General features: G+C 40.6%; 22 protein-coding genes. 7 read left to right on the forward strand and 15 right to left on the reverse strand.

Annotated elements, in window-relative coordinates:
- Nucleotides 1-13: 13 nt before the first annotated feature.
- Nucleotides 14-1,060 (forward strand): LCP family protein, encoded by a 1,047-nt coding sequence (locus tag AC2EXB_RS13745; protein WP_251475121.1) that lies wholly within the window; start codon nucleotides 14-16, stop codon nucleotides 1,058-1,060.
- A gap of 76 nt (nucleotides 1,061-1,136) precedes the next feature.
- On the opposite strand, the gene AC2EXB_RS13750 is transcribed toward AC2EXB_RS13745, so the two are convergent.
- Nucleotides 1,137-2,213: a glycosyltransferase family 4 protein gene (locus AC2EXB_RS13750; RefSeq protein WP_235196802.1), complete on the reverse strand. Its 1,077-nt coding sequence runs from the start codon at nucleotides 2,211-2,213 to the stop codon at nucleotides 1,137-1,139.
- 218 nt (nucleotides 2,214-2,431) lie between these two features.
- On the opposite strand from AC2EXB_RS13750, the gene secA2 reads away from it, so the two are divergent.
- The gene (secA2, locus tag AC2EXB_RS13755; protein WP_483601994.1) at nucleotides 2,432-4,798 is read left to right on the forward strand and encodes an accessory Sec system translocase SecA2; all 2,367 of its coding nucleotides are present in this window, start codon (nucleotides 2,432-2,434) and stop codon (nucleotides 4,796-4,798) included.
- On the forward strand, nucleotides 4,795-5,691 hold the full coding sequence (locus AC2EXB_RS13760) for an accessory Sec system S-layer assembly protein (RefSeq protein WP_483601995.1): 897 nt from the start codon (nucleotides 4,795-4,797) through the stop codon (nucleotides 5,689-5,691). The genes secA2 and AC2EXB_RS13760 overlap by 4 nt, the downstream gene beginning before the upstream one ends.
- Nucleotides 5,692-5,729: 38 nt before the next feature.
- Here AC2EXB_RS13760 and AC2EXB_RS13765 read toward each other — a convergent pair whose 3' ends face one another.
- Both AC2EXB_RS13765 and AC2EXB_RS13770 read right to left on the reverse strand, forming a co-directional pair.
- Complete coding sequence (locus AC2EXB_RS13765; protein ID WP_483601996.1) at nucleotides 5,730-7,997, reverse strand: phosphodiester glycosidase family protein; 2,268 nt, start codon at nucleotides 7,995-7,997, stop codon at nucleotides 5,730-5,732.
- A gap of 204 nt (nucleotides 7,998-8,201) precedes the next feature.
- Complete coding sequence (locus AC2EXB_RS13770) at nucleotides 8,202-8,837, reverse strand: S-layer homology domain-containing protein (RefSeq protein WP_483601997.1); 636 nt, start codon at nucleotides 8,835-8,837, stop codon at nucleotides 8,202-8,204.
- A 357-nt stretch (nucleotides 8,838-9,194) separates the two neighbouring features.
- On the opposite strand from AC2EXB_RS13770, the gene AC2EXB_RS13775 reads away from it, so the two are divergent.
- Both AC2EXB_RS13775 and brnQ read left to right on the forward strand, forming a co-directional pair.
- Nucleotides 9,195-9,482 carry a hypothetical protein gene (locus AC2EXB_RS13775; RefSeq protein ID WP_483601998.1) on the forward strand — a complete coding sequence of 96 codons (288 nt, stop codon included), beginning with the start codon at nucleotides 9,195-9,197 and terminating at the stop codon, nucleotides 9,480-9,482.
- 173 nt (nucleotides 9,483-9,655) lie between these two features.
- Entirely contained in the window at nucleotides 9,656-10,987 is a 1,332-nt protein-coding gene (gene brnQ, locus AC2EXB_RS13780; protein ID WP_483601999.1) for a branched-chain amino acid transport system II carrier protein, read from the forward strand.
- 19 nt (nucleotides 10,988-11,006) lie between these two features.
- On the opposite strand, the gene AC2EXB_RS13785 is transcribed toward brnQ, so the two are convergent.
- Both AC2EXB_RS13785 and AC2EXB_RS13790 read right to left on the reverse strand, forming a co-directional pair.
- Nucleotides 11,007-11,807: a YflT domain-containing protein gene (locus AC2EXB_RS13785; RefSeq protein ID WP_483602000.1), complete on the reverse strand. Its 801-nt coding sequence runs from the start codon at nucleotides 11,805-11,807 to the stop codon at nucleotides 11,007-11,009.
- Nucleotides 11,808-11,907: 100 nt separating this feature from the next.
- The gene (locus tag AC2EXB_RS13790) at nucleotides 11,908-12,510 is read right to left on the reverse strand and encodes a YflT domain-containing protein (RefSeq protein WP_483602001.1); all 603 of its coding nucleotides are present in this window, start codon (nucleotides 12,508-12,510) and stop codon (nucleotides 11,908-11,910) included.
- Between the two features lie 489 nt (nucleotides 12,511-12,999).
- On the opposite strand from AC2EXB_RS13790, the gene AC2EXB_RS13795 reads away from it, so the two are divergent.
- Nucleotides 13,000-14,289, forward strand: a complete 1,290-nt coding sequence (locus AC2EXB_RS13795; RefSeq protein ID WP_483602002.1) for a helix-turn-helix domain-containing protein — start codon at nucleotides 13,000-13,002, stop codon at nucleotides 14,287-14,289.
- 11 nt (nucleotides 14,290-14,300) lie between these two features.
- Nucleotides 14,301-14,738, forward strand: a complete 438-nt coding sequence (locus AC2EXB_RS13800) for a hypothetical protein (RefSeq protein WP_483602003.1) — start codon at nucleotides 14,301-14,303, stop codon at nucleotides 14,736-14,738.
- A 56-nt stretch (nucleotides 14,739-14,794) separates the two neighbouring features.
- Here AC2EXB_RS13800 and AC2EXB_RS13805 read toward each other — a convergent pair whose 3' ends face one another.
- The 10 genes from AC2EXB_RS13805 to AC2EXB_RS13850 form a co-directional block, all read right to left on the reverse strand.
- The gene (locus AC2EXB_RS13805) at nucleotides 14,795-16,093 is read right to left on the reverse strand and encodes a glucose-6-phosphate isomerase (RefSeq protein WP_483604755.1); all 1,299 of its coding nucleotides are present in this window, start codon (nucleotides 16,091-16,093) and stop codon (nucleotides 14,795-14,797) included.
- Nucleotides 16,094-16,178: 85 nt separating this feature from the next.
- Nucleotides 16,179-17,234 carry a calcium/proton exchanger gene (gene cax / locus AC2EXB_RS13810; protein WP_483602004.1) on the reverse strand — a complete coding sequence of 352 codons (1,056 nt, stop codon included), beginning with the start codon at nucleotides 17,232-17,234 and terminating at the stop codon, nucleotides 16,179-16,181.
- A 152-nt stretch (nucleotides 17,235-17,386) separates the two neighbouring features.
- A complete protein-coding gene (locus AC2EXB_RS13815) occupies nucleotides 17,387-18,121 on the reverse strand; it encodes a gamma-glutamyl-gamma-aminobutyrate hydrolase family protein (protein WP_235196816.1) in 735 nt (244 codons plus the stop codon).
- Between the two features lie 100 nt (nucleotides 18,122-18,221).
- Nucleotides 18,222-18,533: an MGMT family protein gene (locus tag AC2EXB_RS13820; protein WP_235196817.1), complete on the reverse strand. Its 312-nt coding sequence runs from the start codon at nucleotides 18,531-18,533 to the stop codon at nucleotides 18,222-18,224.
- Nucleotides 18,534-18,558: 25 nt separating this feature from the next.
- On the reverse strand, nucleotides 18,559-19,038 hold the full coding sequence (locus tag AC2EXB_RS13825) for a hypothetical protein (protein ID WP_483602005.1): 480 nt from the start codon (nucleotides 19,036-19,038) through the stop codon (nucleotides 18,559-18,561).
- 53 nt (nucleotides 19,039-19,091) lie between these two features.
- Nucleotides 19,092-20,090: a GNAT family N-acetyltransferase gene (locus tag AC2EXB_RS13830; protein WP_483602006.1), complete on the reverse strand. Its 999-nt coding sequence runs from the start codon at nucleotides 20,088-20,090 to the stop codon at nucleotides 19,092-19,094.
- Nucleotides 20,091-20,628: 538 nt separating this feature from the next.
- Entirely contained in the window at nucleotides 20,629-20,925 is a 297-nt protein-coding gene (locus AC2EXB_RS13835; RefSeq protein ID WP_483602007.1) for a replication/maintenance protein RepL, read from the reverse strand.
- Nucleotides 20,926-21,086: 161 nt separating this feature from the next.
- Complete coding sequence (locus AC2EXB_RS13840) at nucleotides 21,087-22,403, reverse strand: allantoate amidohydrolase (protein WP_483602008.1); 1,317 nt, start codon at nucleotides 22,401-22,403, stop codon at nucleotides 21,087-21,089.
- Nucleotides 22,404-22,425: 22 nt separating this feature from the next.
- Entirely contained in the window at nucleotides 22,426-23,601 is a 1,176-nt protein-coding gene (locus AC2EXB_RS13845) for an amidohydrolase (RefSeq protein WP_483602009.1), read from the reverse strand.
- 49 nt (nucleotides 23,602-23,650) lie between these two features.
- Nucleotides 23,651-24,850, reverse strand: a complete 1,200-nt coding sequence (locus tag AC2EXB_RS13850; RefSeq protein ID WP_235196823.1) for a hypothetical protein — start codon at nucleotides 24,848-24,850, stop codon at nucleotides 23,651-23,653.
- Nucleotides 24,851-24,962 lie beyond the last annotated feature (112 nt).

The following is a 24,962-nucleotide window of genomic DNA, read 5'->3' on the forward strand; positions in this document are numbered from 1 at the left end:
AGGAGTTATAACCATGAACCGTAAAAGTTATCGCAAGTCGAAATCGAGCAAAAAACGGACAGCGATTAAAATAATCGTGACATTGGCCTTATCTTTGCTCATATGTGGATCCGCATTCGGTATTTACCTCGTCAAGAAAGCGGAAAATGCGGCGGACAGAGCTTTTGAAACCGCCGGAGACCGTGAAATGTCTGATTTAAGGGAAGAACAAGTCGAACCGTTGCATGATAATATATCGATTCTTTTTATCGGTGTAGATGACAGCGAAGCGCGAGATCAAGACGACCACAACATCCGTTCGGATGCTTTAGTTCTGGCTACTTTAAACAATGAAGACAAATCGATTAAGCTCGTCAGCATTCCGCGCGACACATACACTTATATTCCGGATGCTGGACATGAAGACAAAATCACCCATGCCTATGCACTTGAAGGGCCTAGCTCTACAATTGAGAGCGTAGAAGAATTACTAGAAGTTCCAGTCGATTATTACGTTCGCATGGATTTCCAAGCATTTATCGAAGTTGTTGATTCATTAGGCGGAATCGAAGCAGAAGTGCCTTATGATTTAGAAGAAAAAGATGAAAATGATATACACGGTGCAATTGTTCTTAAAGAAGGTTTACAAGAATTGAACGGGAGCGAAGCTCTTGCTCTTGCGAGAACCCGCCATTACGACAATGACATCGAGCGCGGCAAACGCCAGCAGATGTTAATTGAAAGCATCATGGACAAAGCTTTATCAGCAACCTCCATTACAAAATATGGATCTGTTATTGATGCAATTGGTGATAATATGCGCACGAACTTAACTTTCAGAGATATGCAGTCATTCTTTGAATACGCGAAAAACGGGAAACCGGATATCGATACTTTATCTTTAGAAGGATATGATGATATGTCAACCGGTATCTATTACTGGCAATTGGATGATGAATCACTTCTTGAAGTCCAAGATATTCTACAAAGCCATTTAGGATTAAAACCTGATACATCGAGTTTATCCGACAACAGTGACACCAATCTAGCTGAACGTACAAATGTTGAAGAAGGTTATTAACCGCAGCCGAGCTGCGGTTTTTCTTTTGGAAGAAAATAAATAAAGGCGCGATAGCAAGTTGCTATCGCGCCTTTATTTATTTTCCGATGAATTTCACTAAATTGATCAGCGGGCGGTAATTCTTCCCAGCTAATCCAACTACTTCGACAAACAATTCAATGGCAATCAACATCACGCTGAGCAGCAGAATGCCTCCCCATAATGTAGCTTGAGAGAACAATAAAGCTGCTAAACCGAATAATGCTGCTATGCCGTAGATAATCAATACTGTCTGTCTGTGTGAGAATCCGATATTCAATAAGCAATGATGCAAATGTGATTTATCTGCTGCTGAAATCGATTGCTTCTCGCGTACACGGCGCACAATTGCAAAGAATGTATCTGAGATTGGCACGCCAAGCATGATAATCGGGATGATCAAAGCGACTACTGTTACGTTTTTGAAGCCCATTAATGCTAATACGGAAATCATGAAACCAAGGAATAAGGCTCCGGTATCTCCCATAAATATCTTCGCAGGATGGAAGTTATAGAAAAGGAAGCCGATTGAACTGGCAGCTAAAATCGCAGCCAACGACATAACAAATGGGTCACCCATGATGAAGGCCATAATTGCCAGCGTGATCAACGCAATGGTTGAAACCCCTGCTGCTAATCCATCAAGGCCATCAATCAAATTGATCGCATTTGTTATACCCACGATCCAAAGAATCGTCAACGGAATACTGAAATAACCAAAATCCAACTCTCCACCGAATGGCAAGTTGATGAAAGATATTTCAAGTCCCCCACCTACTACAACGATGGCAGCTGCAGCCAATTGGCCCAAGAGCTTCGCTTTTGCAGTGATTTCAAACATGTCATCCAATACGCCAGTAACAGTTATTAAAACTGCACCGATTAAAATGGCTGTTGAAATTGAGATAAATGATGCATCTACTGCATTTGAGACCGTTTCTTCCGGCCGCAAAATAAAGTAACCGATGACAAACGAACCGAATATTGCTAATCCGCCGAGTCGCGGCATAATTCTCGCATGAACTTTTCTATAGTTAGGTCGATCGACTGCTCCTACGCGAAAGGCAATTCGCTTTACAATAGGAGTTAGTACGATTGAAGCGATAAATGCCAAAACCAAAGTAAGGTATAGCATGTCCTTCCTCCTTAAAACTTCTAATTCAACATACAAATCCAATTTCATTATAGCATGTCTCTACAGGAAATAAAGTATTTATGTATGTGCAATTGCTTCTCCGGTTTATAAGACGCCTGAAAACACAAAAGGTTTCACTTTTGTTAAGTGGAGTTTGTTGGTAAAGTTTGATAAAATAATCAAGTAGCAATGGATGTACATAAAGGAGACTATTATGCATGGCAACGTTATTCAAGCGTTCTAATAAACCGAACTTAAGACAACTTAAAAAATACAAAAAGATTGTTGAAGAAATAAATCGCTTGGAAGAAAACTATCAAGCTATGAGCGATGAAGAGTTAAAAAATATGACCATTTCCTTCCGCGAACAATTAGCTGATGGAAAGAAAATTGAAAAGATCATCCCCGAAGCATTTGCTGTAGTCCGGGAAGCGTCGAAGCGTGTTTTGAATATGCGCCATTTTGATGTGCAATTGCTTGGCGGACTCGTACTCGCTGAAGGAAATATCGCTGAGATGCCTACTGGCGAAGGGAAAACTTTAGTCGCTTCCCTGCCCTCCTATACACGGGCGCTTGAAGGAAAAGGCGTCCATGTAATCACCGTCAACGATTACCTGGCGCAGCGTGATTTTGATCAAATCGGCCAAATTCACCGCTTCCTTGGATTGACTGTCGGCTTGAACCTTCCGTTAATGGATACAGACGAAAAGCAAACTGCCTATAAAGCCGATATCACTTATGGAGTCGGCACAGAATTCGGATTTGACTATTTGCGTGATAATATGGCCGGCACAAACGAAGACAAAGTACAGCGCCCCTACCATTACGCAATCATCGATGAAGTTGACAGCGTATTGATTGATGAGGCAAAAACTCCGTTGATTGTAGCCGGAAAAGCAAAAGCGAGCGCTGAACTCCATCAAATAAGCGCGCTCTTGGCTGCCCGCTTTAAAGAAGGCGTTGATTACGATTTCGACGCTGAAACGAAAGCAACTTCGTTGACTGATACAGGCATTGAAAAAGTGGAAAAAGCATTTGGCGTCGATAACCTGTACGAGTTGGAACACCAAACCCTATACCATTATGTAATCATGGCGGTCCGTGCGCATGTGATGTTCCAACGAGATGTCGATTACATCGTCAAAGATGATAAAATTATGCTTGTTGATATGTTCACCGGACGGACGATGGAAGGACGCACTTTATCAGATGGCCTTCACCAAGCGATCGAAGCAAAAGAAAAAGTCGAAATTACAGATGAAAACAAAGCACAAGCGCAAATCACCATTCAAAACTACTTCCGTATGTATCCGATTCTTTCCGGCATGACGGGCACTGCGAAAACGCAGGAAAAAGAATTCATGGAAGTTTACGGCATGGAAGTCATTCAAGTGCCTACGAACAATCCACGGGCGCGAGTTGATTTGCCTGATCGCGTTTTCCAGACCGCGGATCAGAAATACAAAGAAGTCGCTCGCCAAGTAAGCGAACGCCATAAAACAGGTCAGCCTGTTTTGGTTGGGACCACTTCCATTTTGCAATCCGAAATGGTCGCTGACTATTTGAAAGCCGAAAACCTTGAATTCCAGTTGCTAAATGCTAAAAGTGTAGAGCAAGAAGTGCATTTGATTTCCCAAGCCGGACAATTGAATCATATTACCGTTGCCACGAACATGGCTGGCCGTGGAACAGATATCGTGCTTGGTGAAGGCGTAGCTTCAATTGGCGGTCTTCATGTCATCGGTACGGAAAAACACGAAAGTCGCCGAATCGACAATCAATTGCGCGGGCGCTCTGGCCGACAAGGAGATCCAGGCTCAACCGAATTTATCATTTCACTGGAAGACGATATGTTCAAACGTTTTGCAAGTGAAGAAACAGAAAAATTCACGAAGAAAATGACAACTAGTAAAATTGGAGAAATTACCAATAAAGATGTACAAGAACTAACAGATCGCACCCAGCGCATTGTAGAAGGCTCACATTTCTCTATGCGTGAATACAATTTAAAATTGGACGACGTAATTAATGAGCAGCGCAAAATTATATATGGTTTGCGCAACCGCGTTTTAGATGGCAATGAAAATACCCATCTTTTAAAAGATATGGTTGCTAATGCTACGGACTTCATCATTTCAGAATCACTGCCGGAAGACCAAGATTATACAGCTGCCCATCTGCGCGATTTGGAATTTTCGCTGCAGCAATTGCTCGGTCCGGAAGTATCCCTCTCAGACAAATTGGATAAACGCAAAAAAGTGGATGCAGCTGTGAAACCGGCTTTAGATTCCGTCAATGAATTGATCGAAGCTTATGCGGACAACGAACGCGTAATGGCCACCATCCCATTTGTGATGAAATCGTATATCGACCAAATGTGGGTTAAACACTTAGAAAGCATGTCTCATTTAAAAGAAGGCATTAGTTTGCGTTCTTACCAACAAGAAGACCCGATGCGGATTTATCAGCGTGAAGGATTAGAACTTTTTGCAGGTAATTTCCAAAATCTCCGTTATTCAATCGCATCAGAATTACTGGGCTTTTTGCACATGCTTGAAAACGAAGATAAGGAGGCAGCAGAATGAGTATTTTTTCATTTTTTAATAAGACGACAAAAACTGGACTTGATTCTACGATTTCTTCAACTGAGGTCGTAGAAGGCAGTACTTCTCAGACAGACACCGAAGGCGATGTTCATACCTCGCTTTCCATTTCTCCTGACTGGAAGATCAGCAAAGAACAGGAATATGTATTGAAATTCTTGTCGAATGATTTACAGCCGCTTAAAAAGGATCAATTGTCGCTGTCTGGCATCGATATTGAACTGGATAAAAGAACTGGAAACTGGAATGTCCAAGCATTCCTTCGTTCTTCTTTAGACCGTCCGATGACTTTAGGAAAAGCTGAACTTCTTCTATTAGATGGAGACAGCCAAGTACTTGCAGCACAGGAATTCGATTTATCGACACTTGGTGCCATTCCGGCATTATCAAATCGCCCGTGGGTATTCCACTTCGATAAAGAGAACATCAAAACCCTTGAAGTGCCGGCTGAGAACTGGACTTTAGCTTTTAATGTCCAGTCTTTAGTTCCCCACTCATTGGATCTCGATCCTGCTTGGGAAGAGGCATTGCCTGAAGAACAAAAAAATGCGCTTAGCACCATTGTGAAAGAATTGCCTGCTTTAAATCCGAGAGAAGTCAATATTACCGGATTCCAGTCAAAATTAACTCCCGAAGGCAATTTAGCCGCGTCTGTATTTATACGGAATGGACATACCCAACATATCCAACTAGAAAAATTGCCGCTGGAAGTATTGGACGCAAATGGACAGCAGATTGTGTCCGGATCATTCGAGCTTGATAAACTTGAAGTGAAAGCTAATACCTCAAAACCATGGACGTTCATTTTCCCGAAAGACATGCTTCAAATCCAAGAGCCTGATTTGTCCCGATGGACTGCTCGGGTCCCAAAATAGAACATAAGAAAAAGCTCAGCATAGCGCTGAGCTTTTTCTTATTGAATTTTAAATTCGGTAATATGGTCTTTCACCATTTTGATATTAGAAGAGTTTGGCACAAAATGCGTGACGACCAATTGATAATTTTGTCCACTCTTGTAGCCGCTAGCAGGTGCTTCTACTATTAATTGAGTCGGGGTAGCCCCTTTTTTTACAGTCACTGCTTGGCGTACGCCATATTGATCTTCAACATACACATACTTCCCGTGTATAAATTCTGCATTCATCGGCTGTGAAAATGTTACCGTGAATTTTTTATCCGCTTTTTCAATGCGTACAGATGGATCCGGAACAAAACTTTCCGGAACAGTTTTAGCTGTCGTATAAAGTGCTTGAATACCATCGATCCATACAGAACCTTTTGTCTTTTTCGTTGATTTCGTTTCCGCAACGTAGATTCTGTTTAAGCTGAAAGGCGCTGCAGCAGTTGTCGGGATGTTTGCTTCAACATATTTCCAGCCTACCCAATCCAATTTGTCTTCTGCAGTAAAGTCAATTACAACTTCTTTGCCATTTGCATCGGTCAAAGAACCGCGGAGCCAATGATTCATGCCATCTCCGTATACCCATGCACCGATCCGTTTCGGCTGATTTGGTATTTGGTAAGGGCTATTCCATTTCAGATAAGCTGCTGAAACTCCGTCTTTATAAGAAGTAAAATCATATGCTAATTTAACCGACCCGCTTCCCTCTTTTGAAGCAATCGTTTTCTCTGTAGAAATCGATGCCGTACCACGGGCTGCTTCTGCAGATAAGCCGCTAGTTGAATCCAGTGCACTTAACGCTATGGGTTTGTCAGAAACTTTAGGTATTACTGTGACCGGAATAGTAATTGAAGCATTTTCATATTTAGCAGTGACAGTTCCTGCCCCTTCTTTAACCGCGATAAACTGGTTATTTTCAATTTTGCCAATACCGCCAGAAACTGAAATCAATTTCAATTTCGCTTGGTCAATCGGCAAGGTATTGTAATATTGATCCAAGACTTTATCCACTTTGAATCCAAGTGTCGAATCTACCGGAATGCTTCCAGCTTGTTTCGGTGAAGCTGTTGCATAAGTACCAACACCGTATGGAGCTGTGCTAACTGCTTCTAATATAGAAGAAACTTTGCGTTCGTAGCCTGTAGACGGCCGGTTAACCAAAGTCGGCAAGATATCGCCGTATTTCCGGGCAACCATTGTAGTAGAGCCCCCGCCATCCAGATTAATAGCGTTATAAGCTCCTATTGACTTTAAATAACTCGCAAATTCAGTCAAGGTCATGCCTGAACTTCCTGCCACCCCACTGTCCACTGTGACGAAATAAGCATTGGAACCATCGGCATTTGTTGCGACTGCAGTGCGTGCTGTCCGCTGTGTTACTCGAGGGCTATTCAAATCAATCGATAAATCGACAGCACCATTTTGAACAAGCAGCGGTCCTGTTGCCAACATGAATTTAGAGCCTTTCCATTGTTTTTCTACATCTACTGTCAACCCGATTGCGTCACCGACTTTTAAGTCACGAATTTTGTCGACTTCCTCTTTTTTCACTGCTGAAATAACATATCCTTTTTGAGGAATTGTAGCACTTGTAAATTGCCCGTAAGGGCGAATGGCTGTAACTTTACCTTGAATTGTTTCACCAAAATCATGCCCAGTGTTTACTGAACTGTCAGTTGATACGACTACTTCTAAACCGGTACTATTAGTTCTTGTAGTTTCATACGGCCAACTTGAAGTATATAAAATACTTTCCCCGTTATTGCGTTCTCTATTTAGTGAAGTTAGCTGTTCACTTCTCCCATGATGAGAGATACTATACGAAAGATCATACTTACCGACTTTCGCTTTATTATCGGCAGTGACGCCAAAAGCTGCCGGGGTATGCATGAAATCATTGTAATTTGTTGAAACAGCACCTAAATTAACGATGTTATTGCCTTCTGCTAACAAATATGTAGGCAGTCCCGATTCGAATGTAAAAAGCGAAGCGTTAATTGCGCCAATCACGTGATTTTGTTCTTTCGTATGTAAGCGGCTTAAACTTGAAGTCGTTGACAGCGCTGTAAACGGATTCGAAATCCCCATATTGATTGTTGTATAAGGCGCATTCATGTTAATCGTCATTCGATTGATGCGTTGAGCTTTTCCAGATACGCTTTTGCTTTCATTTACATAATTTACTCCAGGCGACAGCACATCTGCATTTGCAGGCTTTACTTGCATCGATAATAAGAGTCCGGCAGCCAAAGAAACAGTCAGTAGTTTTTTAAATTTCATCCAATAACTCCCCAAAGTGTATTTTCACAAGCAATAATTTAAATTTTCGACAAAAAAAGGAATCCACAAATAAGTTTGTGGATTCCTTTTCTCGCTTCAACCAAGCCATTGCACTTTTATAGTAAAAACAGGTTAATTACAATTTCTATTTTACCATACCTATCCTTAATCACAACCACTAAAAGTGCAAATTTCAGAAAAATATCAATCCACTGATATTACTTCCGGAGGGGTCAAATCTTTTGAGAGATTATCTCCTTTAAATATGAAGATGGCAAATTCTCCACGGGTTATATTATCAGTTGTTCCGAATTTTGTCGGTCCTTTGCCATTCGTGATTTTTGCTTCCACTAACGCTGCAACTGCACTCAAGTAACGCGAGTTGACATCGGTAAATGGAATTGAATCCGAGCTTGCAGATAATTTATAAGCAGAAGACAAGACGATCGCCATTTCTCCACGCGTCATATTTTGATAGCTGCCGAAAGAAGTTGCTGTCTTTCCGTTGATGACGCCTGCCTTGAATAATGCATCGACGGCCCAAGCTCGGTTATCCGGTACATCGGTAAAGCCGGCAGACGGAGTCGTTGAAGATTCATTAAAGCCAAGGACTTTTGCAATCATGACGGCTGCATCTAAACGAGTGATTTGATTGTCCGTGCCGTACTGAGTTGCACTGATTCCTTTTGTATACCCTTGCTCGACCATGTGATCGACGGCTTCTTTATAGCGGTCGTTTACATCCGTAAAGCTAGCAGCTGCTTTTGTGTTGAAAATCGGTGAAGAAATAACCAATGCCAAAACAACAATAAGAGACAAAATAAAAGATAATTTTTTCAAAGAAACATTCCTTTCAATTTCCTGAACCCAATATACTATATGTAAATATTTGTTACAAGGTTCTTTTGAAGTATTCTTCTTAGAATATTGCCTATTAAATACAGTTCTGTAAACTGCAATAGATCAATAAAAAATAGTAGTTCAATAAAACAATCCGAAATAACCTATTTTGAACGTAATATAAAATAGACATGAGAAAAAATAAGGAGTCTTATAAGAAATATGACACTGCTATTGAATTGGCATTAATAGTTAATATAGCACCTAACCTTATTAAATTCCTTTCATTTTAAATAATACGTGATATAATATTCTTATAAATCAAAAATAATTCACTATAGGAGTGAAACCTAAACAATGGATAGCAATATCGATTTTTATGCAAGCTTACGTGACTGGTCTCCTTGGGATGAAGCAGATGTTCTGAAAATGGAATTTGAAAATCGCGCCCAACTAGCCAAATCGATTTCTTGTGTAGGATTACTTGTTGACTTATCCCTCGATCAACATGCTGAAGTGCGAAAAGCGGTAGCAGAAAATCCAATCACTCCCCTTTCCACTTTAAAGCGCTTGGCAGAACAAGATTTATGCACCAGCGTTCAGCAAACCGCAAAAAATACTTTAACCACATTAATAAAAGCATAAAAGCGCAAAGCCATTTCGTTTAAGCAGAAATGGCTTTTCATTTTTCTGGCTCTCGAAATTGGAGTCCGTTCCAATATATGTGTCTATGTATTTCTGCTAGATTAAGTTTTCAAAACTTATTGAATTCAGCTATAATAGATTTCTATGCAAACAGATAAATTAAGGAGTCTATTATGCAAAAGAAAACGCTTACTCTAAAAGAGTCCATTACAGTCGGCCTCATGCTATTCGCCTTGTTTTTAGGAGCTGGCAATATTATTTTCCCACCTTACTTGGGCCAATTAGCAGGAGACAATATTGGAATTGCGATTTTCGGCTTTCTTTTAACCGGAGTCGGACTTCCTTTACTGGGCATATTAGCTATTGCTAAAGTCGGCGGTGATTTACAAACAATTGCGGGACGAGTGCATCCCTATTTCGGCTTAATATTCACTTTTGTCGTTTACTTAGCCATTGGGCCCTTTTTTGGGATTCCCCGCACCGCTACTGTCGCTTTTGAAATTGGGGTATTCCCCTTTCTCCCTGCAAGTTTAGAGAAATCATTTTGGCCATTACTCGTATTCAGCATCATTTTTTTCACAATTACCGTTTTATTTGCTTTAAATCCCACAAAACTGGTTGACCGAATCGGAAAAATACTTACGCCAATCTTAATCCTGATTATCGGTTCTCTCGCTGTTAAAAGCCTAATAACCCCTTTAGGACAAATCGGCGAACCGGTTGGCAACTATCAGACGGAAGCATTTTTTGAAAGTTTTCTTCAAGGCTATTTAACGATGGACGCAATTGCTGCTCTCGTTTTTGGAATCGTGATTATCCAGTCCATTCAAGCAAAAGGTGTGACGGACAAGAAAAGCATTCTCAAAACTACTGTATTTGCAGGGATTATTGCGGCGACTGGTCTTGCTGCAGTTTACCTTTCTTTAAGTTATATCGGGGTTACGAGTGTTGAGGCAATTGGATTCCATGATAACGGCGGTACCATTATCGCTTTGGCCTCGAGAGTACTTTACGGGGAATTCGGCGGAATTATTGTAGCGGCAGCGATCATCTTTGCCTGCCTGACAACTTCCATTGGCTTGGTTTCTGCTACTGCACAATTTCTCAATAAAATCTTCCCTAAATTTTCGTATGTCATGTATGTATTTATTTTCGCCGGATTCAGCACGATTATTGCGAACATCGGCTTAACTCAGTTAATTTCCGTTTCACTGCCAGTCCTATTAATGATTTATCCAGTTGCCATTGTATTGGTCTTGTTATCCTTCATTGATAGAAGTTTTGGAAGGCAGCCATTTGTGTATATAATGGCGCTTAGTGTGACAGGGATCATTAGTATTTTAGATGGGTTAAAAGCAGCAGGCATCCACTTTGCAGTCATTGATGAGGGACTCGGGTTCCTTCCTTTCTATACACAAGGCATCGGATGGATAACCCCTGCTGCCATCGCGGCTATTCTCGGGATTGCCATTTATCAAATGAAACCAAAAAAGCAACCTCATTAAGAAAATGAGGTTGCTTTTTTTAAAATAATCTAGGGGTTGGAGGAGTGCCGGTTTTTTTATCCACGTCTTCATGGAGTTTACGGCCATCTCTCGGATTCTTTTCATTTTCATAATCATCGCGGCGAGGAGTATCGTTTAAAAGGTGTTCTTCCTCCGAATCGCGGCCAAAAGGCGCTGGCCCTAAATTCGGATCAACTCCAGGCGATTGTTCATCTTCCCTGCGATTAACGCCGTCATCCTGATCTAAAAGGTCGCTTCCTTCACCTGATCCAATTCCAGGCTCGTGTTCCATCAATTTTTCTTTTGGTTCGCTTTCATCTGCTGTTTCTGAACCGGTCGTAGGATGAATGTTTTCTCCTTTGACACGTGAATCTTTTGCTTCATCCTGGTATCCCGGCACTCCATATTGTTCTTCGCGCAAAACTTCAGAAGTATAGATCTCATCTTTTCCATGGTTTTCTTTTTCATTTAAGGCCATAGTGTTCCGATCTCCTTTCGATAGCGATTTGTCCATATACAGTAAAATCGCTCCGTTTTCTAACTCTTCTTCATAACGGTCAACTTGCCGCTCTTCCAGATCCAAGCTTTTTAACTTTTCTCTGACCGCGTCTCTTCCAGTAAACATCGTTTTAAATGTATTTCCGAGCGTGCCGGTTTCGTGTACATCGATACGGCTTGTGTCTTCAGCGCTTAAAACAGCTTCGTCGTCGACCAATACGTGAAAATCTTCCTCACGGTAGCCGAGGGATTTGAGCTCCTCTATTTTGCTGCGCATTTCCTCTTGGCTATATAGCACGATAAACTCGCGATCTGTCTCCATATAATTCAGCCTCCTGTCAAACGTCTTATTGTTTCATGTACCCGATATAAAGGAGTACTGAAACATTCAGACGATAAGTGGATTATATTTGAATCTTATTCTACTTGTATTTTTTATCGCTTGAGGAATGTTTTTCAGCGTCTGTCATTGATCCACGCTCTTTTTCAATTTCCGGCTTCTGTTGCGTACTGAAGGAAACATGGTGCGGTTCTTTCATTAAGGTTGGATCTTGCTGGAATGTTTCTCCTCTAGCAAACCGGTCTTCTTGCTCATCAAAATTATTATCTACCGAATTTACGAATTCATTTGTCGAAGATTCCACCGGATTTCCTTCTCTGTCCTTAAAAGCGCTTCCTTCTATGACTTCTTCAATTCCTTTACGCTCATCTGCATAAATCAGTATTCCACCATTAGCTAAGTCTGCTGTATACCGTTTCGTTTCTTCCTCGGAAAGATCCAAAGATTTCACACCACCGCGTACACTTCCCTCACCTGTGATAAAGCCTTTGAACTTATCTTTAAAAGAACCAGCTTTTTGCACATCTATATCACTTCCATTATCGATGTCGTCCAGGCGATCTGAATCCTGAGTAAGCAGATGAAGATCTTTTTCCCCATAACCATTCTTTTTAAGATCTTCGAGTTTATGGATTAAATCTGTTTCAGAAAATACAACCGCTAACACTTTTTTATCAGTAGCCATCCTCAAAACCTCCATCAATTATTTAATGTATTTGTTACTGCTTTCCCCTTACCATCAGCACCTTAAACTAAGAGGAAGATTTTACAGGTATATCTTCACTGCAAAAGAAGTAAAAATTTTTAATTTTAATTTATGTAATGCGAAATTAATCATTTTAATATTTATTTAATATGTTATTATAAAAGCCGAGAAAAAGTTTTTAGATATATTAACCATTTAATCCAATTAATAAATTTCTGCCTAGGTCATTCTTCCTTTTTATTTAATTTACAAAAAATAGGCATTAAAAAGGCAGTATATTTTGAAAATTGATGATATCATGGATTAAAGATATTACATTTTCGTACAATATAAGTTGTGGAGGCGGAAACTATAGTACTTAACAATCTTTCTATGCATTACTTCCCGGAGCCAACGTCAAAGCTAGAAAGAAACTCTCCTACATGGATGCTTGAAGTTCTGCCCATTCAAACGGAAAGGAGAGAATCAATGGACACTGGGTTGCGCCTGAAGTATCACCGATTAAAGAAAAAAATCAGCTTAGAGGAAGTTGCTTCCGGTATCCTCTCTCCTAGAGAACTTAAAAAAATAGAATCCGGTTTAAAAGAACCTTCTTTAGCTGACTTAGAAGCCTTGTGTAAAAAACTCGAAATCCCTCTGGCTCCTAAAGACAATCCAGTGGGAAAAGTTTTAGTTAAAAACTTTAAATCTTCATTAGTACATCCTCAGAACAAAGGAAAGATCATGGAGCAGTATTCCGATATTAAAGATCATCCGCTGCTGCATGTGAATGAAGATATTGAGTTAGAATATAGCATTCAACAAATTCGGTATTTCATTGTCATAGGTGATCTAGATACCGCAGAATTAAAATTAAAAGAGATGGAACGCTTTAAAGAATTCATGAATCAAGAGCAATTTTACCTCTTCCATAAATACAATGGAAATTATCATTATATTTTAAACGATCATGAAACAGCTTTAAAAACTTACTTGATGGCTGAGAAAATTGCACCTTCAAATATAGCTTCTGTTGAACTAGGGGACTTATACTATTCTATCGGTATATCTTCAACTCAATGTTGGGATACAGATTTGGCATTCAAATACTCTGATTTGGCATTGAAAATTTATCAACAAGAATTTATACCAAAGCGGATAGTAGAATGTCACCTTAATATTGCTATGACTCAGCAAAGAATAGGAAATTTTAAAATTGCCACAGAGCATTTCCAAAGTGCCTTAACAATTGGTAGAAAGCTTGAAATTGATATTTTAAGATTTACTACAGAGTTTAATGTCGGATATTCACTTTACCTCTTCCAAAATTTTGAAGATAGTTTACATCATGTATCTTCTGCATTAAATTACATACCTGCAGAATATACAGCAGATTTATTATTGAGCTACTGTTTAATAATCAAATGTAATCTTGAATTAAGAAATGTTGAAGAAGCTACAGTTTGGCAAAAGAAAGGTTTAGCAATAGTGGCTGAAAAAAATCTTTCTATTGACTCTCCAACCAATCATGCATTTAAAGAAGCGATCATAGAATTTATGTGCTTATCCCATTATTTGAATGAAGAATTTGAAGAGTTTGAAAATCTAGTAATCTCAACCTTTATACCAAGTTTAAATGTAAACAATAATTTTTATGAAATTGGTTATTATTATGGATTGTTGGGTAATCTATACTATAATCAAGGAAGGTATAAAGACTCGTCTTCTGCCTTTAACAATTCTCGCTTGGCCTATAAGAACATCATTACAATTAAATAGGAGTGATCTCAATGAGGAAAATGTCCAAAATTATTTTAGCTTCAGCATTAATGTTAACAAGTTTATCTGCTACCATTTTTACTACTACTGAAGAAAATGATAATGCCGTTCAACATCGCGTTCCTGAACCTTGGTCTGTTCGTGATGATGTCGCGGTTCAGCACCGTGTTCCTGAACCTTGGTCGATTCAAAAAGATGTTGCAGTTCAGCACCGTGTTCCTGAACCTTGGTCAATCAAAAAAGATGTTGCAGTTCAGCACCGTGTTCCTGAACCTTGGTCAATCAAAAAAGATGTTGCAGTTCAGCACCGTGTTCCTGAACCTTGGTCAATCAAAAAAGATGTTGCAGTTCAACATCGCGTTCCTGAACCTTGGTCAATCCGAAAAGATGTTGCAGTTCAACACCGCGTTCCTGAACCTTGGTCCGTTAAAAACAAATTCCAAGCTTAATCCTATGAATACGAAAAAGCAGCTGCCTAGTTTAAAGGCAGCTGCTTTTTCGCTTTTTATTTCTCGTATCCCGGTTTCCCCAGAAGCTGGAACATGTTTTGTTTGTACTGCTCGACTCCAGGTTGGTCGAATGGGTTGACCCCTGAGAGGTAAGCGCTCATGGCACAAGCTTTCATGAAGAAATACAGTAAGTAGCCAGTATGATAGGTATCCAGTTTTGGAATTTCCAACTGCAGAATAGGCACGCCTCCGTCATGATGGGCCATAGCTGTAGCATTTAGCGCTTGCTGATTCACTTCATGCAACGTTTTATCCACAAGATAATTCAAGCCATCTCCATTTTCTTCATCGAAGGGAATTTGGCTTTGCTGCTGGTCTTCTGTAAAACTGACCATGGTTTCAAATAACATGCGGCGACCGTTTTGCAAGTATTGGCCAAGCGAGTGCAAATCTGTTGAATAAATGACCGATGCCGGGAAAATCCCTTTGCCTTGTTTGCCTTCACTTTCACCAAATAATTGTTTCCACCATTCATTCATGCCTGCCATAGCAGGTTCGAAACTTGCCATTACTTCAGTCGAATAGCCGCGGGCATTCAATACTTGGCGATAAGCTGCATAAGAATAAGCTGCGTTCTCCTCTAAATTGGTGGAGATCAAATCCGCTTCCGCTTGTTTGGCACCGTTTAACAACTCGCGGATATCTACGCCGGCCGCCGCCAATGGCAGCAAGCCTACTGGAGTTAACACAGAATAGCGTCCGCCGATGTCACCCGGAATCACGAATGAAACGTATCCTGCTTCATCAGCTGTTTTGCGAAGCGCCCCAGCCGATTCATCCGTTGTAACAATAATGCGGCGGGCTGCTTCCTCTTTCCCATACGCTTCATACATCCACGCCTTAAGTTTCCGGAAAGCAATGGCTGGTTCTGTCGTTGTCCCTGACTTCGAGATAACATTTACAGCTACTTTTTTGCCTTCAACATAAGCAAGCAATTCATCCAGGTATCTGCCGCTAATGTGCTGGCCTGCATACACAACTTCCAGTCCTTTACGGCCAAATGCTGGACTTAACAATTCCTGTACCGCTTTAGCGCCTAAATACGATCCGCCAATTCCGATAACAACTAGAACTTCAACATCTTCGCGCAATTTTGATGCCGTTTCTTCAATACGGGATATTTCTGCTTCATCCATAGTTGATGGCCAGTTCAGCCATCCAAGGTACTCAGCCCCAGCACCTGTACCTTCATGAATTTTTTTATGTGCGTTTTCAACGAAATCTTGTAAAGCCGTCAGTTCATCTTTTTCTACAAACGATTTAATGTATTTGTTATTTAAAGATATAGTTCCTATGGAAACCACCGCCTTTTTTTTAATATATTTATTTTACCATGATTCCTTGAGAACGAGGAAGAATATGTCGAAAGTCACAGATAATTTACAGCAAATAAAAGCCGATGCCCATGATTAGGTAGGCAGCCAATAAGGTCAGCCCTTCAAACCAATTCGATTCCCCGTCATTCGTTACATTAATGGTAAGAAACACAGCCGTAATCATCGCTATGAGTTCGGGAATTGTGAAAACCAGTGGCATTTGGTCTGGCATAAACAAAGAAATCAATACGAGCACCGGAGCTACGAACATGGCTACTTGCAAGGTCGAGCCAATGGCAATTTCAACCGCGACATCCATTTTGTTTTTCATTGCCATCATTAGGGCAGAAGCATGTTCTGCTGCATTACCGACAATCGCTACGATAATAACCCCGATAAATAGTTGAGACCAGCCAAATTGTTCTCCTACTTCTTCAAATGTATGGACCAAATTCTCTGAAATAAAAGCAACCACTAAAGTAGCCGCAAATAAAATGATAATGGCTTTTGGCTTCGTCCATTCCGGCTCTTCTCGCTCTTCTTCATTCTCGGCTTCTGTGTGGGTATAAACCCCTCGGTGAGTAACCAATTTGAAGATCAACCCTGCCAAATACAATAGAATCATAATGATGGAAATACCGACGCTTAACTGGATAGTTTCACGATCTGTCATGGTCATCGAAAAAATTTCTGGTATTACAAATGCGACGACAACAGCAAATATCAACAAACCGGAATTGTGCGAAGCATCTTGAATGCTGAATTTCTGTCTTTTGAATTTAAGGCCGCCCAAGAAGAAAGATAAACCGCCCACAAGTAACAGGTTGCCAAGCACAGAACCCGTTAAAGATGCTAAAACTACGCCGACCAATCCCGCTTGGAGCGCAAAAACTGAAATAATCAGTTCTACCGCATTACCGAATGTAGCATTTAGCAGTCCCCCGATACGCGGTCCACTCACTATTGCTAAACTTTCAGTCGCGCGTCCCATAAAACTGGATAAAGCGATAATACTGATTGAACAAAGGATAAACATAACGATACTCGGCCATTCTAAAAAAGATCCAATAACGGCTAATGGCACGCCAATGATGACTAATATACCAAAAATCCGATTCATGCTCTTCCACCTCCCTTTTTAGCTTTTCCATACCCGAAGAAATCACTATCGACACTTTAAAAAGATTGAATGAAAGGGTCTGACTAATGTAAAAAGGCATATGCCTCGGAAATTACCGGGCGCATGCCTTTTACATTATATATTTGATTCTTTTATTGATTTTGCGCTTTATCTTTTGCACATTCTTTTACAAATCGTTTAAAGAGTTTTTTTGAAGCTTCGTCACCTTGCAAAGCAAATTCTTCAGGGTGCCATTGGATACCCATGACAAATTGATGGTTTTCACTTTCTAACGCTTCCACAAGTCCATCCGCCGCGCGTCCCGCAATTTTCAGCTTGTCAGAAACATCTTTGATCCCTTGATGATGGAAAGAGTTTACGTTAAACGTTTTTTCTTCCATAATTTTGATCAAGCGGCTTTCATCCTCTAGCGTCACTGAATGGGTCCGGTGTGTCCGCATAGCCATTTGCTTATGCTGATACAATGTCCCTTCATATTGCGCTTCTAGATCTTGATAGATTGTTCCGCCTAATGAGACATTCAGCATCTGCATGCCTCGGCACATGCCGATAAACGGTTTATCCAATTCAAGGAAATTTAAGATCAGTTCTTTTTCATATTGATCACTGCCCGGATAAACCGCTCCTAAGCGGATATGCGGTTCTTCCCCGTAAAGAGTCGGATTAATATCTCCTCCGCCTGTAACGATCAATCCATCTAATCGTTCACAAAGCAAAGGAATATCTTCCTCGTCTACAATCGGAACGATTAATGGCAAGCCGCCTGCTTGCAGGATGGCACGTCCATAAACGGGATCCAACGAATACATTTGATCTTTTTCTACACGTGCAGTTATCCCAATAACGGGTTTATGTTCATTTTTCATTTTTAAAATCCTCTCTTTTAAAAAGCCACAGTATTCTATTTACCCTTATTTGTTAAAATAAAACACCGTTAAACTATTTACGGAAAGGATTGCTTAAAATTCAATGCGAAGGGTCGTATCGATACTGGTTCAAATCAACAATCCCATTTTGCGCCACTTCGACACCTTCTTCTTGAAGGGAATGAAGCTGGGCAAAACGGGATTCTTCATCTTGTACAACTATCTTTCCTTGGGCATTAACAACACGATGCCACGGCAATCCGTGTTTTCTGCTCATGCTGTGGAGCAGTCTCGCAACTTGCCGGGCACCTCTTGGACTTCCAGCATGAGCTGCAATTTGTCCATAGGTCATTACTTTCCCTTCTGGGATACGCGCAATAATTTCGATTGCTTTTACAGTAAACGGTTGCATCTGGTTCAATCCTATCTAGTTAACTTTACTTTTCTGTTGCTGCCTTTTCTTTTACTTCTTTTAGTAGCTCTCCGTTCCGATAGCGCTCAACGACTACATAGCTAAATTCATATAGAGGCAAATTAGCTATTTCTGTCGCCATTCCTTCTGTTTTATAATGCAGGAATTTATAATAGCTGATCATTCTTTCGATCAATTCTTCCAGCCCTTTGATGGATTCTTCCTTTTCGTATTGAAGCGGCTTTGAAAATTCTGCAGCTTTCGCTTCAACGGCGTAAAGTTCCTGCATCCCTTCTAACCCATCAATCGTTTGATCAAATAGCATCTGTCTAGGTTCAAACCGGTAATATCTTTGCCAGTACGAGAAAACTTCCTTTGCTATTCCTAGTTTTTTTGCCCCTTCGGATGCCGTAAGCCCTTCTTCCACACATAAATCATGCATGACTTTTCTCAATGATTTTTTATACTCTCTTTCAACTAAGCCTTTATACTGCAAGTATCTCATAAATAATCCTCCCCCGTATTATATAGATGTTCGAATGCCTGGCATTCTTTTTCTCATATATTGCGATAGCGCTTTATCACATCGGATTCTTCTTCAGAGATCAATTGTTTATAGATGGATCTATTGTGTATTTTTTTACATATATAAAATACAGAAGCCGGCATATTGCTGATTTCTGCTTTTACCCCGCTGCTTTCTTTTTCAATTTCAGAATAGTCGCCGCCAAGATGGAAGAATTCATAATAATTGTCTCTTCCCCACTCCGCTATTTTTAATAAAAGCATCTTCGTCGCATCTTCCGATTCAGGCTCTTCCAGATTCCCTTCGAGATGATGGTAAATGGTATTGCCTAAAGTCAGAACATAGGAAGCGGAGATTAATTTGTTTTTGTGATAAGCACCAAATAAATGCAGGTTTGGACCTAATGAGCTAATTAGCGCTTCAAAATAATCATTGGTAAAGAAATAATAGCTGTCCGCATCTTCTTTTCTCCTGACACCTGAATAATAGAGCACTAGAAACTCAAACATATGCCGGACTGTCCCTAGCTTTTTTATAACAAAGCCGTTCTCCCATTGCTCATTAGACTGAATAGAGGAAGTTTTTGAAACAGGATCCAACTGAAGGGTAAAAGTCTCATAAACAGGCAGCAGGTTCAAATGTTCTTTAAACAATTCCGCATTCCCTTTTAACGGATGAAAACGGATATATTCGACAATAATATTTTCTTGCCGGCAGTATTCTGAAAACACGTGAAGAAAGTTTTGGATCAATAACGGCATGTTTTTCACTGCCCTAACTAAAGGGCCGCCGTAGCCGAAAGGCGTAGTTATGTCGTAATAGGATGAAGATTGTCCTTCAATCGCCCGCTTGATAAAAGGATAAGCGATTTCACCTTCTTCATCGATATAGTAAAACATTAACGCTTCTCCCGGATCCAATTTCATGGCACTTAAATAATATTGGCTTGTGCAATAGATATCGGATGCTTGAAAAAGATGGAGTATCTTTTCCCAGCGCATATGGTCATGTATGGATACAACCTCAAACATTCTACTCACCCCTGTTTTCAACTAAAAAAATTCGTCATTTCTACTATTCACTTTATCTCTATACGGAGTGTTTCTCGTCAAACTTCTATCCAATCAAACCAACATAAGTTTCACCGTGAAAAAGGTTTCAATAAGGAGGTGAGGGTAGAATTCTATTATTCCCATGAACTTCCGATACAATAGCTCAAACTGTATCTCTAAAGTTAAGAAATAGACTCAGTCGGCTGCCCTCTCGGAGCAGAGGATTGGACAAGGGGAGAGATATCAATTCAACAATAAACATTTATTTCTAAAAATTCAGATAATTATAGTTCATTTATATCATAAAACATTAGTTCTATCCACACTTTTTCAAAAAAAAATGAAATTTTCTTTATTTACTTTGAGTATTTAGACTTTAAAAACATCCCAAAAAATATTTATAGGGTCTTAAATAGTCTTAATGAACTATTAATAATATATATTGAGAAAGACAGACCTATGAAAATGCTTTTTCATAAAATAAACTCCCTCTTCAGTTTAGAAGAGAGAGTTTATTTTAATCTTTCCATAATCCGATAATTCCATTTCGGCGATAAATGATTTGTTTGTGTTCCAACGTTTTTAAAACTCGAGTTAAGGTTTGGTGAGGCGTATTCATTTCCGTCGTAATTTCTTTGATCGTCTTAAACAATACACCTTCTTTTGTAGCGTTCTTCATGAAGTATTTCATAAACCTTTCGCCTGTTTCAGCTATCCGATCAGATTCGCTAGCAAAACAATCTCTCGATTTCTTTAAAAGTTTATGTTCCGTAAAAGCTCGTGAATCAGACACATTATTAAATGCAGATACCATTTTATCGCCTCCCAGAAGTTTACTGTTTTTATTGTTCTTTTACATATATACCCTGTTTTCTATCAAATAGACATCAAAGTTTAAATTTTTATATTATTTAAAATAAAAATCCTGCTTTTCATAGAAAGCAGGATTTTTAAAGTGAGAAAATGAAACGATATTCAGTTTGAACTAGTTTTAATTTCGTCCATTTTGCTTTCGATAAAGTCTTTTAACACATGGATTCCGTAAATACAGTCATTTAGAGACGACCATTCTTTCGGATTATGGCTGATTCCATCCTTGCTTCTGACAAATAGCATCGCAACAGGGATATAGCGGCCTAAAATCATCGCATCATGGCCTGCACCACTTGGAATATAAGTCGGTTCAATACCGAATTTCCGTAGCGAATCTGCCAATTGGGCTTGCAATTCTTGCTCAATCGGAACCGGTTTGATCTTCGTGTTTTGTTTAATTGTGAGATGAATATTCCGATTTTTGGCAATCGACTCTGCCTCTTCGATGATCCGTTTTAAAAGTGCATCTCTTGTTTCTTCGTAAATGTCACGGATGTCGGCGTGCAGCACCACTTTTTCAGGAATCACATTGATGCCGTTTGGAAGAACTTCTAATTTACCGACGGTCGCCACTGCAGATTCGCTGATCGCACCTGGGAATTCAGGTATACGTTGGATAAATTCGGCTGCTGCGACCAACGGATCTCTTCGGCCAATCATCGGCGTATTACCTGCATGACCTGCTTCCCCCGCAAATTCAACTTCCAACCATGCTGGTCCCGCAATTCCGCTCACAATGCCAACCGGCTGATCCGCTTTTTCTAATTTTTTCCCTTGCTCTATATGCACTTCCACAAACAATTCCAGTTCCCCTATATCTCGCTTCGCTTCTTTGAACTGTTGAATGCTGCTGCCATAATGGGCTAAAACCTGCTCCAGGCTATCTCCATTATAATCACGCATTCCAGCTATTTCCTCATCTTCGATGGCTCCGATCATTGCACGGCTTCCACTTAATCCACTGTTAAAACGCGAGCCTTCTTCGTCTGAAAAAACGATGACTTCATAAGGGACTTCAGGAATGTAATTCAATGTTTTCCATGCTTCCACTATTTCTAAAGCAGATAAAACGCCAAGAGGGCCGTCAAAATTCCCTCCATTCGGTACGCTGTCTACATGGGAACCGGAAGCAACGGCTCTCGCTTTTGAATCTTTCCCTGCGAGCCTGCCTCTTATATTTCCAGCTCCGTCTTCCATAACATCCAGCCCAGCTTCGAACATCCATTTCTTCACTAATGATTTTGCCATTTTTTCTTCATCTGAAAATCCCGGCCGCTTCACTCCTCCAATTTGGGTATAGCCGATATGCGACAGTTCATAAAGCCTTCTTGCCACTCTTTCCCCGTCTATGCCCGAATGCGTCAAACGGCTGTCAAAGCCTTTCATTAAATCTTCGAATACCGGATTCTCCAGAGCCATAAAATTGTGTCCTCCTTTTCCATTACTTAGTCAAGTAAGCCCACGCGAATTGCGCATACAGTTCAGCACCTGTGGCCATAGCATCTTCATCAATATTGAATTTGCCATGGTGATGTGCCCACTCCGTATCTTTTTCTGTATTTCCGCTCCCGACTAAAGCAAAACTCCCCGGCACTTCGTCTAAGTAAAAGGAGAAGTCCTCTCCGCCCATCGTCGGCTTTTCATTGTATATAGATTCTTCTCCAAAGGCCTCAGCTGCTACTTGCTGGACAAGCGCTGCGCTTTCTTCCCCGTTAATGACTGCTTGCGTTCCGCGAATGTATTCGACAGTCGCTGTTCCGCCGTAAATGGCCGCTGTATTAGCTGCGTATACTTCTAATTGTTTTTCAATATGGTCGCGCGTCGCGGCATCAAAACACCGTACCGTCCCTTCAATCTCAGCATTTTCCGCAATGATATTAAAACGTGTTCCGACAATCATTTTCCCGATGGTTACGACTGCCGGCTGCTGCGGATCAATGGTGCGGGAAACGACCGATTGAACATTCATGACAAACGATGAAGCAATGACAGCTGCATCGATGCAATCTTCAGGAATAGCTCCGTGGCCGCCCTGCCCTTTAAAATGTACTTTGAAGATATCGGCTGAAGCAAAAGACGGACCCGGGTTGCAGGCAACTGTGCCGCTAGGACTCTGAGACCAAATATGAATGCCAAAAACCTCATCGACAGCTTCGGCAGCGCCTTGTTCAACCATCGCTTTAGCGCCAGTAGCTACTTCTTCTGCTGGCTGAAAAATAAAGCGGACAGTTCCAGGAATTTCATCTTTAACCGCGACTAAGGCTTTAGCTGCTGCTAAAAGCATCGCTGTGTGGGCGTCATGTCCGCACGCATGCATTTTCCCTGCCTCTTTTGATTTATAAGGAAGATCCACATTCAACTCTTCAACTGACAATGCATCCATGTCCGCTCGAAGTGCCACTGTTTTTCCATCTTTCCCTCCTTTTAAATTCCCGATAACGCCCGTGGGCTCTGTTTTTCGGCATTCGATACCGAGATCCGTCAAATATTCGAAGACAAACTGAGAAGTTTTTACTTCTTCCCACGACAGTTCCGGTTCGCTATGCAATTTTCTTCTGATCTCAATCATTTCTTCATTGTTTTCTTGAATCGCGTTTTTGATGATTTCATTTAACATTAATGCTCTCCTCCACTAGTTGACAATTTTTTCTTCTATTGAATAGGGATTATAGGAATCCGACAAATATTCCTGCTAGTATAACGGAAACAATCGTTACTGTGATAAAACCGGCTACAAGCATTGGCGGCAGCATATGGCTTGTCAATACTTCACGTTCTTTTTCATCTTTCGTTAATGAATTGATGACTTCGTTAGTGATAATATAGTCAGCCGGAAAACCGTAAAGGGCAGTCAATGAAACCGCAAATGCCATTTCCTTGCTGACTTTCAGCACTTTCCCCATAAAGAATGAAAAGACATACATACCGGCAACTCCGATGACGATACAGCCGATTAACGGGTACAGAATTTCAAGCATCATGCTTGGTGTCGCTGTTTTCAACCCATCGAAGATGTAAAGCAAAAGTGCCATGATGGCAAAACCGAAGCCATTCGCTTTCATCAAAGGGTGTTTTTCTAAGAAGCCGATTGAACGTCCAATAACTCCGAAAAGAAGGCAAAGGACGAACGGACTGATTTCGACGATCGGAGCAGCCAGTGTGGATACTAAATACGCTAAGTAAGCGACTACCGATAGTCTGAAGAATTTGAAGAAATCCGTGTTGTATTTTTCAGGCATTTTCGCGAACATTCTCGGTTCCTTAACAGGCTTAACAGGCTCTGCTGTTTTCTTTGATGCAACCAGTTTTTGTTCAGGCAATTCATTATTGCGGTATTTGTTTAAGAGCATTCTACCTTCACGCTTCAACATGATTGATGTCAGCGGGTACCCCGCAAAACCTTGGACAACATAGATGACAATCGCAAAAACAGCCAATGTAGGCAATCCAGCAGCCGATGCACCTTCAGACATGATCAAGGCAGATACTAACCCACCGACCAAAGGCGGTATCGCTACAACTACCGTTTCAAAATCGAAAAGGAATGTGCCAATCGCAAACAAGAATGCCACTATCCCAAGAATTCCAGAAAGTGCAATTAAAATCGTGCGCCATTGATTTTTCAATTCTTCAAGAGACAATAACGTCCCCATATTCGTGATCAGCAAGTAAATGAGCATCGTCGCAACAACTGGCGGAACGCCTGCTATTGAAACAATGTCTTCCGGAAAGAAAGTCCAGTAACCAATGAGGAAAAGCACACCGCTGACAAAGATGGATGGGATCCATGCTTTTGTCCGTATTGAAATCATTTCACCGATAAAAAGTATAAAAATCATTATTGCTAAAGCCAGCATTTGTGCCATAGTGCTTCCTCCTCTTTCTCTTACCCACATAATTTTCTCTCGCCTTAATGGATATGTACGCGTTGGCCAGTACGGCGTACTTTACTCCATTAAAGTAATGTTGCAATATTAG

This window comes from Planococcus alkaliphilus (assembly GCF_057031095.1).

Excerpts from the sequence above, each read along its gene's own strand:
- secA2 (WP_483601994.1), top strand. The coding sequence starts at position 2,432 with ATGGCAACGTTATTCAAGCGTTCTAATAAACCGAACTTAAGACAACTT.
- AC2EXB_RS13790 (WP_483602001.1), bottom strand. The coding sequence starts at position 12,510 with ATGGCTACTGATAAAAAAGTGTTAGCGGTTGTATTTTCTGAAACAGAT.
- AC2EXB_RS13745 (WP_251475121.1), top strand. The coding sequence starts at position 14 with ATGAACCGTAAAAGTTATCGCAAGTCGAAATCGAGCAAAAAACGGACA.
- AC2EXB_RS13840 (WP_483602008.1), bottom strand. The coding sequence starts at position 22,403 with ATGGCTCTGGAGAATCCGGTATTCGAAGATTTAATGAAAGGCTTTGAC.
- AC2EXB_RS13775 (WP_483601998.1), top strand. The coding sequence starts at position 9,195 with ATGGATAGCAATATCGATTTTTATGCAAGCTTACGTGACTGGTCTCCT.
- AC2EXB_RS13845 (WP_483602009.1), bottom strand. The coding sequence starts at position 23,601 with ATGTTAAATGAAATCATCAAAAACGCGATTCAAGAAAACAATGAAGAA.
- AC2EXB_RS13800 (WP_483602003.1), top strand. The coding sequence starts at position 14,301 with ATGAGGAAAATGTCCAAAATTATTTTAGCTTCAGCATTAATGTTAACA.
- AC2EXB_RS13795 (WP_483602002.1), top strand. The coding sequence starts at position 13,000 with ATGGACACTGGGTTGCGCCTGAAGTATCACCGATTAAAGAAAAAAATC.
- AC2EXB_RS13835 (WP_483602007.1), bottom strand. The coding sequence starts at position 20,925 with ATGGTATCTGCATTTAATAATGTGTCTGATTCACGAGCTTTTACGGAA.
- AC2EXB_RS13850 (WP_235196823.1), bottom strand. The coding sequence starts at position 24,850 with ATGGCACAAATGCTGGCTTTAGCAATAATGATTTTTATACTTTTTATC.
- cax (WP_483602004.1), bottom strand. The coding sequence starts at position 17,234 with ATGAATCGGATTTTTGGTATATTAGTCATCATTGGCGTGCCATTAGCC.
- AC2EXB_RS13820 (WP_235196817.1), bottom strand. The coding sequence starts at position 18,533 with ATGCAACCGTTTACTGTAAAAGCAATCGAAATTATTGCGCGTATCCCA.
- AC2EXB_RS13765 (WP_483601996.1), bottom strand. The coding sequence starts at position 7,997 with ATGAAATTTAAAAAACTACTGACTGTTTCTTTGGCTGCCGGACTCTTA.
- AC2EXB_RS13785 (WP_483602000.1), bottom strand. The coding sequence starts at position 11,807 with ATGGAGACAGATCGCGAGTTTATCGTGCTATATAGCCAAGAGGAAATG.
- AC2EXB_RS13825 (WP_483602005.1), bottom strand. The coding sequence starts at position 19,038 with ATGAGATACTTGCAGTATAAAGGCTTAGTTGAAAGAGAGTATAAAAAA.
- AC2EXB_RS13815 (WP_235196816.1), bottom strand. The coding sequence starts at position 18,121 with ATGAAAAATGAACATAAACCCGTTATTGGGATAACTGCACGTGTAGAA.
- AC2EXB_RS13750 (WP_235196802.1), bottom strand. The coding sequence starts at position 2,213 with ATGCTATACCTTACTTTGGTTTTGGCATTTATCGCTTCAATCGTACTA.
- AC2EXB_RS13830 (WP_483602006.1), bottom strand. The coding sequence starts at position 20,090 with ATGTTTGAGGTTGTATCCATACATGACCATATGCGCTGGGAAAAGATA.
- brnQ (WP_483601999.1), top strand. The coding sequence starts at position 9,656 with ATGCAAAAGAAAACGCTTACTCTAAAAGAGTCCATTACAGTCGGCCTC.
- AC2EXB_RS13760 (WP_483601995.1), top strand. The coding sequence starts at position 4,795 with ATGAGTATTTTTTCATTTTTTAATAAGACGACAAAAACTGGACTTGAT.